This window comes from Gilliamella sp. B2828, from assembly GCF_026537125.1.
Lineage (GTDB): Bacteria > Pseudomonadota > Gammaproteobacteria > Enterobacterales > Orbaceae > Gilliamella.
The window spans coordinates 308,886-326,786 of the sequence record NZ_JAFNMU010000002.1 but is presented as its reverse complement, the minus strand read 5'-3'; the positions used below and the strand labels follow the sequence as shown (position 1 = coordinate 326,786).

The 17,901-nt window shown below is 34.1% G+C and carries 18 protein-coding genes; 10 read left to right on the top strand and 8 right to left on the bottom strand.

Annotated elements, in window-relative coordinates:
• The first annotated feature begins 20 nt into the window (after window positions 1-20).
• A complete protein-coding gene (gene murJ / locus J3U19_RS03320; protein WP_267340104.1) occupies window positions 21-1,562 on the top strand; it encodes a murein biosynthesis integral membrane protein MurJ in 1,542 nt (513 codons plus the stop codon).
• Window positions 1,563-1,802: 240 nt separating this feature from the next.
• On the opposite strand, the gene ulaG is transcribed toward murJ, so the two are convergent.
• Window positions 1,803-2,870, bottom strand: coding sequence for an L-ascorbate 6-phosphate lactonase (gene ulaG, locus J3U19_RS03315; RefSeq protein ID WP_267340102.1), 1,068 nt, complete (start codon window positions 2,868-2,870; stop codon window positions 1,803-1,805).
• 25 nt (window positions 2,871-2,895) lie between these two features.
• Window positions 2,896-3,657 carry an HTH-type transcriptional regulator UlaR gene (gene ulaR / locus J3U19_RS03310; RefSeq protein WP_267340100.1) on the bottom strand — a complete coding sequence of 254 codons (762 nt, stop codon included), beginning with the start codon at window positions 3,655-3,657 and terminating at the stop codon, window positions 2,896-2,898.
• A gap of 444 nt (window positions 3,658-4,101) precedes the next feature.
• Between ulaR and J3U19_RS03305 the strand changes: the two genes are divergently transcribed.
• The 6 genes from J3U19_RS03305 (at window position 4,102) to J3U19_RS03280 (ending at window position 9,985) form a co-directional block, all read left to right on the top strand.
• On the top strand, window positions 4,102-5,868 hold the full coding sequence (locus J3U19_RS03305; protein WP_267345437.1) for a PTS ascorbate-specific subunit IIBC: 1,767 nt from the start codon (window positions 4,102-4,104) through the stop codon (window positions 5,866-5,868).
• Between the two features lie 27 nt (window positions 5,869-5,895).
• Entirely contained in the window at window positions 5,896-6,369 is a 474-nt protein-coding gene (locus J3U19_RS03300) for a PTS sugar transporter subunit IIA (protein WP_267340097.1), read from the top strand.
• Window positions 6,370-6,373: 4 nt separating this feature from the next.
• On the top strand, window positions 6,374-7,066 hold the full coding sequence (locus J3U19_RS03295) for an L-ribulose-5-phosphate 4-epimerase (RefSeq protein WP_267345436.1): 693 nt from the start codon (window positions 6,374-6,376) through the stop codon (window positions 7,064-7,066).
• Between the two features lie 22 nt (window positions 7,067-7,088).
• Complete coding sequence (locus J3U19_RS03290; protein WP_267340094.1) at window positions 7,089-7,733, top strand: 3-keto-L-gulonate-6-phosphate decarboxylase UlaD; 645 nt, start codon at window positions 7,089-7,091, stop codon at window positions 7,731-7,733.
• A gap of 79 nt (window positions 7,734-7,812) precedes the next feature.
• A complete protein-coding gene (locus J3U19_RS03285) occupies window positions 7,813-8,691 on the top strand; it encodes an L-ribulose-5-phosphate 3-epimerase (protein WP_416380341.1) in 879 nt (292 codons plus the stop codon).
• A 331-nt stretch (window positions 8,692-9,022) separates the two neighbouring features.
• Window positions 9,023-9,985, top strand: a complete 963-nt coding sequence (locus tag J3U19_RS03280) for a hypothetical protein (RefSeq protein WP_267340092.1) — start codon at window positions 9,023-9,025, stop codon at window positions 9,983-9,985.
• On the opposite strand, the gene J3U19_RS03275 is transcribed toward J3U19_RS03280, so the two are convergent.
• From J3U19_RS03275 to J3U19_RS03250, 6 genes are all read right to left on the bottom strand, one after another.
• On the bottom strand, window positions 9,980-10,942 hold the full coding sequence (locus tag J3U19_RS03275) for a tRNA-dihydrouridine synthase (protein WP_267340090.1): 963 nt from the start codon (window positions 10,940-10,942) through the stop codon (window positions 9,980-9,982). The genes J3U19_RS03280 and J3U19_RS03275 overlap by 6 nt on opposite strands.
• The gene (locus J3U19_RS03270) at window positions 10,939-11,712 is read right to left on the bottom strand and encodes a molybdopterin-synthase adenylyltransferase MoeB (protein WP_267345435.1); all 774 of its coding nucleotides are present in this window, start codon (window positions 11,710-11,712) and stop codon (window positions 10,939-10,941) included. Before J3U19_RS03270 ends, J3U19_RS03275 begins: the two co-directional genes overlap by 4 nt.
• Window positions 11,713-11,792: 80 nt before the next feature.
• Window positions 11,793-13,112 carry an amidohydrolase gene (locus J3U19_RS03265; RefSeq protein ID WP_267340088.1) on the bottom strand — a complete coding sequence of 440 codons (1,320 nt, stop codon included), beginning with the start codon at window positions 13,110-13,112 and terminating at the stop codon, window positions 11,793-11,795.
• Between the two features lie 20 nt (window positions 13,113-13,132).
• Window positions 13,133-13,582, bottom strand: coding sequence for a hypothetical protein (locus tag J3U19_RS03260; protein WP_267340086.1), 450 nt, complete (start codon window positions 13,580-13,582; stop codon window positions 13,133-13,135).
• A 10-nt stretch (window positions 13,583-13,592) separates the two neighbouring features.
• Window positions 13,593-14,369 carry a DUF3100 domain-containing protein gene (locus J3U19_RS03255; protein ID WP_267340085.1) on the bottom strand — a complete coding sequence of 259 codons (777 nt, stop codon included), beginning with the start codon at window positions 14,367-14,369 and terminating at the stop codon, window positions 13,593-13,595.
• A gap of 31 nt (window positions 14,370-14,400) precedes the next feature.
• The gene (locus tag J3U19_RS03250) at window positions 14,401-14,946 is read right to left on the bottom strand and encodes a cysteine hydrolase family protein (RefSeq protein ID WP_267340084.1); all 546 of its coding nucleotides are present in this window, start codon (window positions 14,944-14,946) and stop codon (window positions 14,401-14,403) included.
• 286 nt (window positions 14,947-15,232) lie between these two features.
• On the opposite strand from J3U19_RS03250, the gene aspS reads away from it, so the two are divergent.
• The 3 genes from aspS to J3U19_RS03235 are packed head-to-tail and all read left to right on the top strand — an operon-like array spanning window position 15,233 to window position 17,880.
• The gene (gene aspS / locus J3U19_RS03245; RefSeq protein ID WP_267345434.1) at window positions 15,233-16,990 is read left to right on the top strand and encodes an aspartate--tRNA ligase; all 1,758 of its coding nucleotides are present in this window, start codon (window positions 15,233-15,235) and stop codon (window positions 16,988-16,990) included.
• Between the two features lie 10 nt (window positions 16,991-17,000).
• Window positions 17,001-17,453, top strand: coding sequence for a dihydroneopterin triphosphate diphosphatase (gene nudB, locus J3U19_RS03240; RefSeq protein ID WP_267340081.1), 453 nt, complete (start codon window positions 17,001-17,003; stop codon window positions 17,451-17,453).
• Between the two features lie 10 nt (window positions 17,454-17,463).
• Window positions 17,464-17,880 (top strand): hypothetical protein, encoded by a 417-nt coding sequence (locus J3U19_RS03235; protein WP_267340079.1) that lies wholly within the window; start codon window positions 17,464-17,466, stop codon window positions 17,878-17,880.
• Window positions 17,881-17,901: the final 21 nt, after the last annotated feature.

Here is a 17,901-nt window from a genome sequence, read left to right as displayed (position 1 = left end):
TTTGACTCTGTATTATATAAATGAATCTTTTAAAATCTTTAGCTACAGTGAGTTCCATGACTATGGTATCTCGAGTATTAGGTTTCATACGTGATGCCATCATTGCTCGCTTTTTTGGTGCCGGTATGGCTACCGATGCCTTTTTTGTTGCCTTTAAACTACCAAATTTATTGCGGCGTATTTTTGCTGAGGGCGCATTTTCACAAGCTTTTGTGCCGATTTTAGCAGAATATAAGAATCAACAAGGGATTGAGGCAACAAGGACTTTTGTAGCTTATGTTGCTGGTTTATTAACTTTAGTATTAGCCATTATTACCTTAATTGGCGTTATTTGTGCACCTTTTATTATTATGTTAACAGCACCTGGGTTCATGCAAGAGTCTACTGAAAAATTTGAACTTGCTACAACCATGTTACGTATTACCTTCCCATATATTTTTTTCATTTCGCTCGCTTCATTGGTTGGAGCAATATTAAATACTTGGAATCGTTTTTCAGTCCCAGCGTTTGTACCTACCTTACTCAATATTAGCATGATTATGTTTACGCTGTTTCTAACACCTTACTTTAATCCACCAGTATTAGCACTAGCGGTATCGGTTGGTATAGGGGGAATTTTACAATTACTTTATCAACTCCCTTATTTAAAAAAAATTGGTATGTTGGTATTACCAAAAATTAGCTTTAAAGATAGTGGTGTTTGGCGAGTATTAAAACAGATGGCTCCTGCTATTTTAGGGGTATCTGTTGGGCAAATTTCGTTAATTATTAATACGATTTTTGCTTCGTTTCTTATTTCTGGTTCGGTATCGTGGATGTATTATGCCGACCGACTTATGGAGTTTCCTGCTGGAGTGCTAGGGGTTGCCCTTGGTACCATTTTATTACCTTCGTTATCTAGAAGCTTTTCTAAAGGTGATTATAAACAATATTCAGAATTGTTAGATTGGGGATTGCGGCTCTGTTTTCTTTTAGCGTTACCAAGTACTGTCGCTTTAGGTGTCATATCACGCCCACTTATATCAACCTTATTCGAATACGGACAATTTACCTTACATGATGCATTAATGACTCAGAGAGCATTGGTTGCTTACTCTATTGGTTTACTTGGCATGATTTTAATTAAAGTATTAGCACCTGCTTTTTATTCACGGCAAGATATTAAAACTCCCGTCAAAATTGCGATTATTACCTTAATTTTAACGCAACTGATGAACCTTGTTTTTATTGGTCCATTACAGCATGCTGGACTTTCGCTCTCAATTGGTCTTGCAGCTTGTTTTAATGCGGCGTTATTATTCTGGCAATTACAAAAAAAACAACTCTATCAACCACAGCCAGGATGGTATAAATTTTTATCTAAAGTCATTATTGCTGTTATTTTAATGTCCGTTGTTTTATGGTTTGGTGCACAACTATCACCCGATTGGTCAACCGGATCAATGTTAATGCGTATTGGGCGACTATTGATATTAGTTATTTCTGGTATTGTTGTTTATTTTACATCATTGATCGCAATGGGATTTAAGATAAAACATTTTATTAAACGTATTGATTTATAATAGCTAGTAGAGTTAATAAAATTTTGTCAAAAAGTTTCAGGTTAACATAACGTTTCAGTAAAAAATGCAGTTAAATTGGCTAAATTCTATTATAAATATCTAATAGAATTTAGCCAATTATGATGGACCGATATAATCATCGGTCCAGAGACTTACGGAATTAATCTACTAAACTTTTTTTAAAATTGGTATATTACAAAATTCAATTAAGTATATAGGTTTAAATAATTTTTATTATCCTTACAAGAATGAACGATAAGGCAGTTCTGGTTCATCGGTAAAGATATCTCTGAATCCTCGATAATGTTGATAATGCATTTTATGTTGATCTGTAGGATACGTATATTTCCCTCCAACTTGCCAGAAAAATGGTTTAAATTGATATTCAAGACGATCTTTTTTCATTTCCCAAAGAACTTCAATTTCACGAGGATCACTTTGGAAATTTGACCAAATATCATGATGGAATGGAATTACCACTTTAGTATTAAGAGACTCAGCCGCACGCAAAATGTCTGATGAAGTCATTTTATCGGTAACACCACGAGGGTTTTCGCCATAAGAAAGTAATGCCACATCAATTTTATAATTATTACCATGTTTAGCATAATAGTTAGAGTAATGTGAATCTCCTGAATGGTAAAGTGATCCTCCTGATGTTTCAAATAAATAATTAACTGCACGATCGTTCATACCGTCTAGAATCGATTTGTCGGTAGAAGATACCCCTTTTGGTAAAGTAACGAGGGACGTTCTGTCAAAAGAATCTAGCACACGAATTGTAATATCACCTACTTCAATTGTTTCACCAACTTTAGCAACGATACAACGATCCTCAGGTACCCCCCAACTTTTCCATAACTCAACGCAAGCTTTTGGACCAATAAATTTCACTTTTGAAGAGCAGTTTTGAATTACAGCCGCAGCAACATTAACATCAATATGATCGGCATGATCATGGGTTGCCATTACTGCATCAATTTCTTTAATTGCAAATGGATCTAACACAAATGGGCTGGTTCTTAAATTAGGTTGCAATTCACGAACGCCACCCATACGCATCATTTGATGCTGTTTGTTCATTAATGGGTTAGCATGTGTTTTTTTTCCTGTACCACACCAAAAATCGACAGAGATATTAGTATTACCTGCTGATTTTAACCAAATTCCGGTACAAGCTAGCCACCACATGGTGAAAGTATTTGGTTTCACAACGGTGTTTTCGATCTCTTCATTTAACCATGTTCCCCATTCAGGAAAAGTGCTTAAAATCCAATAATCTCGGGTAATTTCATTTACTTTACTCATTCTATGTTCCTTTTTTATTTAATAGTTAAACTAATATCACTTCAACTCCTTGCTTTTTGATGCATTCAATTACCTCCTTATTTGCTTGCACCCCTGTAATCAAAATATCAATTTTATTTATTGGGCAAAAAAGCATGCCGGAGTTAGCTTTGGTATCGATCTTTGAGCTATCAACCACTACAACTAATTTTTCTGCTTTTTCTAATATCTGTTGTTCAGCAACAGCGCTTAAAATTTCGCTTTTATAAAGTCCTGTTGATGTTAATGTTTTTCCGCTTGTAAACATCCATTTTGCGGCATAAGAATCGGTAATACTTGCAATAGGATTAAGTATGATATTTTGTGTTTTATTATATAACCCACCCATAATAATTACGTTTTCATGGTCATGTTCAATCAAATAACATGCTAAAGGAAAATAATTAGTGATGATGGATACATTTTTTCCACAAAGTTCTCGTCCCAATAAAAATGCTGTTGAGCCACAATTAATGACTATATTTTCATCACAGACGCATAACTTAGCCGCACGAATCGCAATCCGAGCCTTTTCGTGATAGTGATCAGTATTGTTATTATCTATTGGAGCCCATATGGGTTTTTGTTCTTCAAGACGAATAATGCCGTTACGTACTTTTTTGACACGACCATCCTGATCTAATTTAGTGATATCTCTTCTAGCGGTAGCGGGTGATATACAAAAATGGCTGATTAATTCGGTCACTTTTAATTCACCTTTTTCGTTAACCAATGCGACGATTTCATTATGTCGCGTTAATTCATTCATTAAAATTCCTCATTTAAATTGAGCATTTTTGATTATTTTGATAATAATTTTCATTATTAAAATTGTCAATTATCTTATTGTTTTTATTCGTCATGTTTTATTTAATATATTGATAATTATAGGTATATGTTGAAGCTGTTGCAGTTTTTTTTCATTATTGTGTGAAGTCGATCACAGATATGATTTTGGATTCCATAGAAAAGTGATCTTCATCAAAATAATCACAAATAATCATTGTGTGATTTATTTTGATTATAGAATATAACATGCGTTAATCAAGTAATCTTAATTTGTTTAACAAAGTATAGGGTTAATTTAGCTCAAAGATTCACACCACAGTGAATAACTATATAAAAAGGGCATTAGGATAAGTTTTATTACTGCTTTGAAAGCACGATATAAACTTCAAATTTTAAAAGAGCCCATAACCAATGAGAGGGGCATATGGAAGTAATCTATAACATATTTTATATTTTTTATAGTCAAGTCATGACCAAGGCACCTTTGTTACTCGGCTTGGTAACAATGTTAGGTTATTGTCTTTTACGCAAAGATATCACCACAATTTTGAAAGGAACAATCAAGACCATTGTTGGTTTTATGTTGTTACAAGTTGGTTCTAATGTACTGGTTTCAACATTTAAGCCGGTGATTGCCAAATTGGCGGAGTATCATGGTATTAAGGGATCTATCATTGATACTTACGCTTCAATGGTTGCTGTTGAAAATGGTATGGGTGATCACTACTCATGGGTCGGTTATGCTGTCTTACTCGCATTGGCTATTAATATCCTTTTGGTCATTTTTCGTCGTATCACGGGAATTCGCACCATCATGCTAACAGGGCATATCATGTTCCAACAAGTAGGATTAATTACCCTGTTTTATTTTCTATTTGGTTATGGTATGTGGGAAACAATAATTTATTCTGCCATTATTACCGCATTATATTGGGGAATTTTTTCGAATATGATGTTTAAACCTACAGAAGCCGTTACTGGAGGTGCAGGTTTTTCGATTGGTCATCAACAACAATTAGGTTCTTGGATTGCAGTTAAATTAGCACCTAAATTAGGCAATAAAAATGACTCAGTTGATAATCTGAAATTACCTAACTGGTTACATATTTTTCATGATAGCATCGCCGCAACAGCAATAATGATGACGTTCTTTTTTGGCATTATTCTTCTTTCATTTGGTTTAGACAATTTGCAAACCATGGCAGGTTCAACTCATTGGACAATCTACATTCTAGAAACGGGTCTCAAGTTTGCTGTCGCTATACAAATCATAGTAGGTGGGGTCAGAATGTTTGTAGCTGAATTGTCGGAAGCGTTTAAAGGTATTTCTGAAAAATTAATTCCTAATGCGGTATTAGCCATTGATTGTGCTGCCATTTATGCTTTTTCACCGAATGCTATGGTATTTGGCTTTATTTGGGGGGCATTAGGGCAGTTTTTAGCAATTGGTTTGTTACTTATATTTAAATCCCCCATTATGATTATTCCTGGTTTTATACCAATGTTCTTCTCTAATGCAACTATTGGGGTATTTGCTAATCACTTTGGTGGTTGGAAAGCCATTATGAAAATTTGTTTTGTAATGGGAATGATTGAGGTATTTGGTTCAGCTTGGGTAATTCATCTCTTTGCAAAAAATGGCACTCCAATTGACTCTTGGATGGGGATGGCTGATTGGGCGATATTATTCCCACCTATTTTACAGGGTTTATCTTTCTCTCACTTATTTATTTATCTAATTATCGCTCTGGCTTTAGTGTATATGTTCTTTACCGCTAAACAATTACGCCAAGATGAAGCAAATACAAAAACGGAACCAGAACAAAATAATATTCATCAAGATATTAATGAAAATGTTGTTGAAAAAATGGATGAAGTGGCAATAAGCGAAGGTCGAGCAGTACGAATCCTTGCTGTATGTGGTAGCGGCCAAGGATCTTCAATGATGATGAAAATGAAAATAGCTAATTATTTAGATAAAAAAGGCATTGCCAATGTCATGGATTCTTGCGCGGTGACAGATTACAAGTCACGGTTACCTAATGTAGACATTATTGTGGCATCGAAACATTTAATTAACGAAATTGAAGTTAATGAAGGGCAACATGCTTTGGGGGTCCAAAACATGTTAAATCCGCATACATTTGGTGAAGAACTTATTGAACTTATTAGAAAAGTGCTTGCTCAATAATGAATTGATTAAATAAGGAGTACAACAATGGCATTGAAAGAATCATTAATTGAAAATAACTCTATTTTACTAAAAGCGGATGCATCAACTTGGCAAGAGGCGATCAAATTAGGCACCGATATGCTCGTTGCTTCCAAAGCGATCAACCCTTCTTATTATAATGCAATTATTAGCTGCGTAAAAAAAATGGGACCTTACATTATTATTGCACCAAATTTTGCTATGCCTCATGCCAGACCGGAAGATGGGGTAAATCGAACTGCTTTTGCTTTAGTAACATTAAATACGCCAGTCTACTTTGAAGGTGAAGATCAACCTGTTGATGTATTAGTTACCCTAGCGGGAAGCACCTCAGATGAGCATATGCAAGGTTTAATGGAAGTCACTCAAATACTAGATGATGAAGACAGTCCAACAGGTATCGATCTGGATAAATTGAGAGCATGTAACAGCAAAGAAGATGTTTATGCTGTTATTGATAACGCTTTATTGGGAGACTAATTTTATGTATCAAACATTAAAAGAAAGAGTATTGCAGGCTAACTTAACCTTGCCTAAATACCATTTAGTTACTTTTACTTGGGGGAATGTTTCAGAGATCGACCGAGCCAAAGATGTTATTGCTATTAAACCATCAGGCGTCGAATACAACAACATGAAAATTGATGATATTGTTGTGGTGTCATTAACAGGTGAAATTGTTGAAGGTAAATTAAATCCGTCTAGTGATACCGCAACCCATATAGAACTTTATAAAGCTTTTGAAAATATTGGCGGTATTGTTCATACACATTCTCGCTATGCAACTGTATGGGCTCAAGCAGAATTAGATGTTCCAGCTTTGGGTACAACACATGCTGACTATTTTTATGGTGATGTGCCTTGTACTCGTCGTTTAACTGATAGTGAAATCAGTACCGATTACGAAAAAAACACCGGTCTAGTTATTATTGAAGAATTTAAACGAAGAGACATTGATCCTATGGCGATGCCAGCAGCTGTTATTTCTGGACACGCTCCATTTTGTTGGGGAAAAAATGCATCTGATGCCGTACATAATGCCGTGGTGCTTGAAGAGGTAGCCATGATGGCACTATCAACAAGGCAACTTAATAAAACAATCAAAATTCAACAAACTTTATCGGATAAACACTATTTTCGTAAGCATGGATCACATGCTTACTATGGTCAAAAATAGTATTTATAAGAGGACGAATAAAATGACTAAACCAAAATTACAAATTGCATTAGATCAAACAGAATTACAAACAGCTTTAGCGGTAGCCAAGAACGTAGCTGGATTTGTAGATATTATTGAAGTTGGAACCATCCTTGCATTCGGATCAGGTATTAATGGTGTGAAAATCTTAAGGGAAAAGTATCCCAATCATATTCTAGTTTGTGATTTGAAAACCACTGATGGAGGTGCCATTTTAGCAAAAATGGCGTTTTCAGCGGGCGCCGACTGGTTAACAGTTTCAGCTGCTGCTCATATTGCAACAATTGAAGCTTGTAAAAAAGTGGCTGATGAGTTTGGCCGTGAAATTCAAATCGAACTTTATGGACATTGGACTTTCGATGATGCAAAAGCATGGAGAAAATTGGGGATCAAACAGGCAATTTATCATCGTTCTCGTGATGCTGAATTAGCGGGTATTGGTTGGGGTAAAGAAGATTTAACTAAAATGCGACAGCTTTCTGATCTAGATTTAGAACTATCAATAACTGGCGGTATTGTACCTGAAGATATTCATCTATTTGCAGGTATTAAAACTAAAGCTTTTATCGCTGGACGAGCTTTAGCCAACGAAAATGGTCAAAAAACTGCTCAAGACTTAAGAGAGCAGATTGCTAAGTTTTGGTAAGTAGTGACCTAACAGTCACGAAATGGACCGTTAAGTTTTACCTTAATAATATCGGATCTAAATTATGTCAAATAATACAATGAATATAACCAGACAAACTCCATGTATGGGTATTTATGAAAAAGCACTACCGAATACACTTTCTTGGCAGCAAAAAATGTTAGAGGCAAAATCTTTACATTTCGATTTTATAGAACTTTCTATTGATGAATCCGATGAGCGTCAATCTAGGCTTGATTGGTCCGATGAGGAAATCTATGCATTGCGTCATCTTTGTGAAGATAATGGTGTTTTTTTTCATTCAATATGTCTTAGTGCACATCGTAAATATCCATTTGGTTCTGATGATAAAACGATCAGAGAGAAAGCTAAAAGTATAATGTGTAAGGCAATTACTCTTGCTTATAAACTTGGTGTTAGAGTTATCCAACTTGCTGGATATGATGTTTATTATGAGCAAGCTAACTTACAAACACATCAACGCTTTGTTGCAGGTATGCAATGGTGCGCAAAACAGGCAGAAAAAGCTGGTGTGATGTTAGCTGTTGAAATTATGGATACTAGCTATCTAAATTCACTTAGTAAGTTTGAAATTTTAAAAGCTGAGATAAATTCACCTTATTTTATGGCCTATCCTGATGTGGGAAATATATCCGGTTGGAATTATGATGTTAGCACTGAATTATTATTAAGCCGTAATCATATTGTGCAAATTCATTTAAAAGATACCTATAAAGTAAAACCCAATTATCCAGGTCAATTTAGAGATTTGGTGATCGGTGAAGGTGAGGTCGATTTTTCTGCGGTTTTTAGCACACTTAAATCTATTGATTATTGTGCGCCATTAGTGATTGAAATGTGGGCGAAAGATAATCAGTGGAAACAAAATATTCTTACAGCACAACAACATTTAAAATCGATTGCTGGTCAATCCGATTTTCCACTCTTTAACGTATAGATTGAAGACATAAAAAATACATTTCTATTTTACAATTTGCTTCATCATTCTTTAAGTGATGAAGCATTAATCCTATTTTATATAATAATTCACCGAAAATCAGCACTTCTTATTAAGGTTATTGACTCAAAAATATAAAGTTTTATAATAATTATCAATAATATAAGATCTAATGATTGTTGTCGATTAAAAAGCCTTTGGTATTAGCATGAGCATATTTTAAACACAATATGGCTTTATAATGACACGATAAAACATTGTTGTTGACCTTAATTTTTTTGTTGTTATCAAAATTTTTAAAAAAGAGAATTTACTGATCTTGAGTATCAAAATGGAAAAATTAGCTTTTTTTAAGCTACCTTTTATTTTTATTGCACTATTTTTTTTCTGTAGTGCTTTTAGTTTCAATATTAGATTTGGTATTACCTTTATATCGACCTTTCATGATTATGAGTTTTTATGGGGTATATTATATAAACTTGCACCATATCAATTACTACGTACAATTCCAGAGTGTTTGTTATTATTTGGTATTTCAACGATCAGTTTACATCGAGTCAATGTTCATCAAGTGACTTCTAAAAATATTACTCTGTTAATGTTTAATGTCATTATTGTTTGTATGATAGGCTATTTAATTAATGCCATAGCCGAAGCTATTTTTGATAATATTTTGATAAATATGATTAATATGGCTTCATGGTTATTTATTTTAGTTTTATGCATTATCCCCTATAGCCTATGTTACCTATTTTCTGGATTATTTACCTATTATTATATCAAAGTATTAAATCATCATTTTGACAAAGGTAAACAGATTTTCGAACTGACTATAATTAATAGTACTAAAATTCATTTTACTTTGTTTTTAGTATTTTTCTTTTTTATTTTAATTGCTTTTCCTTCTTTTATTTTAGATGTCTTAGTACATAACAGTTACTATTTTATTTCAGTTTGGGAACATATTTTTTTGCCAATTTGTTGTTATTTATTTAGCTTATTAGTTGTCATTTTGGTTAGTAAAAATATGTTCACACAAATGTTTGTTGTGTTACAAACCGATAGAATAATCAAGTGCGCAATTTCCTTAAACCTTATTATCTTTATTTTAAATTTTGTTTTATGGAAAGTTGCAAATTGGTTAATTTATTATGTGTCATTACAAAATACAAACCTAACATCCATAGTAATCATATTGTTGGGTGCGATATCATTCACTTTATCGTGCTTATTTATTCGAAAATTAACGAAGTATTACTTTCATCCATCATTTAAATATCAGATTAATTTATAGTATGGGCTGTATCATTTGTTGTTTTAAGAATGTATATATTTCTTGTTGCGATTTTAATGTTCTAATGTTTTGTAACATCTCTGATGCTTCTACATAATGGTACTTTAAATAAGTAAGCCACTGTTTAATACGGGCAGAATGATAAAGCGGTTTAACATCATCGATGGATGAATTTGCATAACGGATTAAAATTTCCAATACTTGTGACCAACTTAATGCTGGTTGTTGGTTGCGGATCATATTGGCTAGATTGGGGATAGCTAAAATTCCACGACCCAACATAATGTCATGGGTTTGACTTTGAGCAATGCATTTTTGCGCATCTTCAATAGAAAAAATTTCACCATTGGCAATTACAGGAATTGTTAGGTTTTGTTTGATTTTTGCTATTGTTTGCCAATCAATTTTATCCGCTTTATATCCATCCTCTTTAGTTCTACCATGAATGGAAATCTCATTAGCTCCAGCACTTTCAATTGCATTGGCTATTTCATCGCAATGTGATTTATTAGACCAACCTAAGCGAATTTTAACTGATAATATGTCCGAGGGGTTTATGGCTTGTCGAACTTGACTAACGATATTAAAAATTTGTTCAGGATATTGTAATAAATAAGCCCCTCCTTGACTGCCCACGACGGTTTTAGCCGGACAACCAAAATTAATATCAATGCCAAATGAACCCAGTTCAATTGCTTTTACTGCATTTTCTGCCATCCACTGTGGTGAATGGCCAAGAATTTGTACTCGAATAGGGGTACCAGATGCAGTTTTGCCACCATTATGGAGTTCAGGACAAAGGCGATAAAAGGTGCGGTTGGATAATTGATGATGAGTGACTCGTACAAATTCTGTTACACAATAATCAAATTGATTGATCTCAGTTAAAATTTGTCTCACTTGATAATCAAGTACCCCTTCCATTGGAGCTAAAATAATACGGTTATTTTGTTTCATTTTTCTGATTGGTCAGTTCTGTGATTACCGCAAACAGGACAATTTTCCTGCTTAGATAACGTAAATTGATTAAATTGCATATTCATTGTATCAACCATCAATAATCGACCCGATAATGGACGACCATAATGAGTCAGGACTTTTATTGCTTCTATGGCTTGCATTGATCCAAACATACCAACTAAAGGTGCCATTACACCCGTTTCAACACAAGTTAGCTGTTCATTCCCAAATAGACGACTTAAACAGTGATAACATGGTTCATTAGGTTGATAAGTAAATACACTTAACAAACCTTCCATTCGTATTGCTGCGCCTGAAACTAATGGTTTTTTTTCTTGAAAACAACAGCGATTAATCTGTTCACGGGTAACTAAATTATCCGTACAATCAATAATAATATTATGCTGCTTAATGAGTGAAATGAGATCGCGGTCATCAAGCTGTTGATTAACGGTGTTAATTTGTATATTAGGATTTATATTGACTAAAGCGTACTTAGCCACATCAACTTTGTTTTGATTAATTGATTTATAGGTATATAAAATTTGTCGATTTAAATTTGAAGCGGATATGGTATCAAAATCATTTAAAGTTAACTTACCAATACCTGAGGCAGCTAAATACAAAGAAGTTGAACAACCTAATCCTCCTAATCCAATAATTAATACTGAACTATTTTTTAAAATTTGCTGCTTCTCAATGTCAAAACCATGCAAAGTTATTTGTCTGTCATAACGAAATAATTCTTGATCGGTAAGTGTTAACATATGATGTGATTATTGTTGTTAATAATAAAGTAAGTAGTATAACAAAAAACTTGGCACAAGATTGTGCCAAGTTTTAAACTTTATTTGTCAAAACCAGATAGGAATTTTAAATACTCCTCTTTTGTCATAAGTGGTTTGTAGTTTGTTATGAGTGTTTGAGCGGGTTTGGCATCATCGTAAAGTAAGTCGATAATCGTACAAGCCATCATTTGTGCAGGTCGTATATAAGCCATCTGTTCATCATATACAGTATAATCTTTACCATGTAAAATTCCTCTAACCGAACCAATCCAAGGGTGACTTACTGGCATAATATGCGATAGATCGCCAGTATCTGTACTTCCAGTCATATGCGGTGCGATTGAAACGTTTTCTTCACCAATTAAATTTTCAGCGTTTTGCTTCAATAGATTATTAAGTGTTGGGTTATTATGTAATGGTAAATAACCTGGTAAATCTTTAATTTCGCAAGTTGCACCAACTGCCATAGCTCCAGCTTTCAATGCTTGATTTATTCTTTCATTGGCATCAATCATAGCAGGGACATTGCCTGCTCGTACGTAGCTTTCCATTCTAACATCGCTTGGTACAACATTCACTAAATCACCGCCTTGGGTAATGATTGGATGGAATCGAATGTAATCTTTTTCTTGAAATGTTTCACGAATTGCGTGAACACCCATCATTCCCATCATTGCAGCATTTAAAGCATTCACTCCTGCATGTGGGGCTGCTGCGGCATGGGCTGCTTCACCTTTATATTTAATTAACTTGCCGATAAAACCATTGCTCGTCGTTGAGATTTCAATAAAACCATCTTGGCGTTCATTCGGTATGCTCGTTAAGTGTATCTGTAATGCCATATCTATATCATCAAAATCACCACGTGAAATCAATTCTGGTTTACCGCCAATGTATTTGATTTTCCCCTCTTCAATCAATCGATTTCGATAGGTAATTTCAACATATTCTTCTGCTGGGACTGCAAATGGTACTACATCACCAGCTAAAAATTGCATAGCCCCTGAGTCTATTAGCCCCATAGTGACAGCCATCATATTAGCGATTTGTGCATTATGACCACAACAGTGAGCTGCTCCAGACGTTTCATCCGCAGCAGGGTGGTCGGCACAAATAATTGCATCAAGTTCTCCAATAATTGCGATACTATATTGGCTTCCTTTACCACCTTTAAGACGACCTTTAACACCAGTGAGTGCTAATTTATTTTTAAAAGGTACACCTAATTTTTCAAAAGCGTCTTCTACTTTTTTAGCGGTTTTGTATTCTTTATAACCAAGCTCTGGTTCAGACCAAATCGCTTCAGCAATCGACTTGATGTCTGCTTTGCGATTTGCAATTGCATCACAAACTTTTTTCTTTAGTTCTTCTTTTGTCATAAATAAAATCCTTATCCAAATTAGATCACGCCTTCCCAATGCAAAGTGATTTGAGCGATTAAGGCTGCAAAAATAAATGTACCTGAAAACACAGCTAAAGATACGGGAATAATTCGCCAAGAAATATTTTTAAATAACGCAAGATCTTTACCTATGGCGAGTCCAGCATAAGCTAGTACTGGCGTACAGATAGCAAGTAATGAAACGTGATCTGTCATTGCAACAACTTTTTCATGATATGGAAATATTGGTGAAGAAACCGTAGCTGCAACAACCGATACCCATAAAATTATTGGGAATTTTTTTAATCCGGGTAACTTACTTAGTAAAAATCCTAAAATAGAAATGACAACTAAAATAGACAATGCTTCAAGTGATAGCATAAAATCAATTTTATATCCCACAGTATTGCCAGCTGCCATAATAATCGCCACTAAAATAAGTACAAAAATTGTTTCTAAAATCTTCATTATCGGATCCTTATTTATTGTGTCGAATACGGTCTAAAGTGTTATACATGAATGAAGCGAAAGGCAAAGAAAAGAGTGTATAAATATAAATACCAACAATACCAGACATTAAATTTGCTGTGGTTGCATAAGCATTAATGTTTTCTGATAAATCTGGATATAGATCACTTATCGGAGCAAGTGATGCAGCCATCATGCTTCCACTACCTACGCCCGCTCCCATAGCTAAAGCATAAGGATGAAGAATATCCAAGTGAGCTATTAGGCTGGCAAGAATACTCATCCAAATTGCACCATAAAGTGTGCCGCATACATACATAGACATTACACCGCGACCCTCGGGAGAGTCTAAACCATATTTATCTGCTACAATGGCTATATTCGGCTCACGAGCAACGGAATAGGTCGCCCCAACAGCTTCTCTTTTCATACCTAATAGCATTGCTAACGGTAACCCAAGTAAAATTGTTCCGGCAAAATGTCCTAATTCCTGAAAAATAAGAGCTAATTTTGCATCCTCTAAAATCATATCAATTTTCGGACCTACCGCTACACCAAGTTTTGCAATGAGTAACATTAATGTAACCATCATAACGATACTTGCATTGTGCATATTTTTATGGGTTAATATATTTAGCTTTGGTAGGCTAATTATTCCGCCAAAGATCATTGCATATAATATTGGATAAACGGCGATAATCCATATTGATTGTTTACCGATTAGTTCGCAACTAATGACTACTAACAGTGCAATTATATGCAATTTATAGTCTCGTAAAACTTCCATTCCTACTCCTCTTTTATATTGTTATCTGTTTTTATATTAATGTTGCTCCTAAGGCATTTTGAAAGTGTTTCAAAGCCCATTGATGACCAATAGGATCAAAGCTTGCGACAGCATTTTGATGTATAACTATTTTATACCCTAAGTTATAGGCATCTACGGCTGTATGTAAAATGCAAATATCCGTACAAACACCAATTAGATGGATTTCGGTGATATGTCTTTCTCGCAAACGTAAATCAAGATCTGTACCACAAAATGCTGAATAGTGACGTTTATTGATCCAATAAATATTGGTTGAATTTTGATGTCTTTGATAAAGTTGGTGCAAACGACCGAATAATTGTTGTCCAACCGTTCCAATCATATTATGAGGTGGAAAAAGTGCATTTTCAGGATGGTATTCATCGGTCGGGTCATGGGCATCAATTGCAAAAACGATTAATTGATTATTTTTAATAAATGAATCCGTTATGTTTAACAATTCTGATTCAATTTGTTGACCAGCAGAGCCTGTAGTTAATGCGCCATCATCGGCAATGAAATCATTTGTGTAGTCAATTGAAATTAAAGCTTTCATATCAAATTAATAATATTTAAATAATACTTAAGCTTATTAATAATTATTTGATATTACAAGTTAATAAATTAAACATTTTTTAATGTATAACAACATAAGTCGCGTTTAAATTTATTATCTTATTGAATTTAAATAATATTAATAAAATACGTATAAAGTAAAATTATTATGATAAATTAAGTATAAATAAAATAAATAGTGATTATTTTAAAACAGAGTCTTTATACCCTGATAAATTGCTCTATAATAATTATTATTTTAGACAATTGTACACAGGATATATTTAATGAGAACAATTTATTGCGGACAATTAAACGCAAATTATGTTAATCAAGAAGTTACACTATGTGGATGGGTTAATAAACGTCGTGACTTAGGCGGTATGATTTTTATTGATATGCGTGATCGTGAAGGAATTGTACAAGTTTTTTTTGATCCTGATTATCCACAAGCATATCAATTAGCTGGTGAGTTACGCAATGAATTTTGTATTCAAATTAAAGGAAAGGTCAGAGCGAGACCTCAAGGTCAAATTAATAAAGATATGGCAACTGGCGAGGTTGAAATTTTAGCAACCGAACTTACTATTTTTAATCGTAGTGATGTATTACCTCTGGATTTTAACCAAAATAACAGTGAGGAACAGCGTTTAAAATATCGATATATAGATTTACGCCGACCTGAAATGAGCACCATCTTTAAAACCCGTGCACAAATTACCGCCTTTGTTCGTTCATTTATGAATGAGAATGGTTTTTTAGATATTGAAACACCCATGTTAACCAAGGCTACGCCAGAAGGTGCTCGCGACTATTTGGTACCGAGCCGAATTCACAAAGGTGAATTTTATGCATTGCCACAATCACCACAATTATTTAAGCAATTGCTTATGATGTCTGGGTTTGACCGTTATTATCAAATTGTTAAATGTTTTCGTGATGAAGATTTACGAGCCGATCGTCAACCAGAATTTACACAGATAGATGTTGAAACTTCGTTTATGACAGCCGAACAAGTACGTGAAATTATGGAAAAAATGATACGCGAACTTTGGTTGCATGTTAAAAATGTTGATTTAGGCAAATTCCCGATTATGACTTTTGACGAAGCAATGCGTCGTTATGGTAGTGATAAACCAGATTTACGTAATCCACTTGAAATCATTGATGTGGCCGATTTGATTAAAGATATCGATTTTAAAGTATTTTCAACACCAGCAAATGATCCTAAAGGAAGAGTGGCTTTATTATGTGTTCCAAATGGCGCCCAATTAACACGTAAGCAGTTAGACGAATATACGCAGTTTATTTCTGTTTATGGTGCCAAAGGTATGGCTTGGATTAAAGTTAATGAACGCAGTAAAGGTTTAGAGGGCGTACAAAGTCCGGTCTCTAAATTCTTTAGTGAATCGCAAATGGAAGCGTTACTAAACCGTGCCAATGCGAAAGATGGTGATATTTTGTTATTTGGTGCTGATAGTTATAAAGTTGTTAGTGATGCTTTAGGTGCATTACGTTTGAAAGTTGGTAAAGATTTAGATCTCACTGATGAAAATAAATGGGCGGTACTTTGGGTCATTGATTTCCCTATGTTTGAAGAAACAGATGAAGGTTTAAGCGCTATGCATCATCCGTTCACATCACCAAAAGATTACACACCTGAAGAGTTAATTAATAATCCTCAAAATGCTGTAGCGAATGCTTATGATATGGTAATTAATGGCTATGAAGTTGGTGGAGGATCGGTACGTATTCACCGAAGTGAAATGCAACAAGCTGTGTTTTCAATATTAGGAATTGATGAACAAGATCAACGTGAAAAATTTGGTTTTTTACTTGATGCTCTAAAATATGGTACACCGCCACATGCAGGTTTAGCGTTTGGATTAGATAGATTGAGTATGTTACTTACTGGAACAGATAATATTCGCGATGTGATTGCATTTCCTAAAACGACCGCTGCAACGTGTTTACTTACTGATGCACCAAGTCCTGCAAATTCTGCTGCATTGGTTGAGCTTGGCATTGAAGTATCTAAGAAATAAAGATATTTTGATGCGAGAATATAAAAAACCTGAGTCGGTTCTGGTGGTGATTTACTGCCAGACAACCAAACGTTGTCTTATGTTACAACGCAAAGATGATCCATTATTTTGGCAATCAGTTACAGGTAGCATGGAAACAAATGAATTGCCAAGACAAACAGCAATTCGTGAAGTTTTAGAAGAAACAGGCATTGATATTATTAAGGATGATCTTAAACTAATTGATGCTAACCATACAGTTGAATTTGAGATTTTTCCACAGTTTAGACATAGATATTCGCCAGAAGTTAAGATAAATAAAGAACATTGGTTTTATTTGCCTCTTGCTAACGAAGTAATTCCTGTTCTTACCGAGCACTTAGCTTATCAATGGCTGGCTATGAGTGATGCTGCTAACCTAACTGTATCGTCTAATAATAGTCAGGCTATTAGTAAAATTAACAACTTTCTTAAATCGAGTTAAGAGGTAATAAATGAAATTAAGCCAGTATATTATTGTATTATTTTGTTTATTTTTTTCAATAACCAGCAGTTATGCCGAAATTAATATTGAAAAATGTCAAACAAATGAAAGTGATTATATTATTTTTGATGAATATGATTCTCATATTGCTGAGAAAATAATCGATTATAAATTACATAATCAACCCGAAAAGCGCGAAAGTAGTATTATTAAGATATTTGCGAATGAAAATAGTGATGATAGAAATTATTGGTTAGCTTCTTTCCAATTTGATGATCAGAGCCAACAATATCTATATTATCAAGTTGAACCTGATAATTTTACTGAAATTGATAAAAACCAATTTGAAGTTTTATTACCTAAAATTGTAGAGTGTAATCAAAATAAACAAACACCGATTTACAGTGAAAATTTTGATGAAGACTAATGATGGTTAAAGAGATAACCA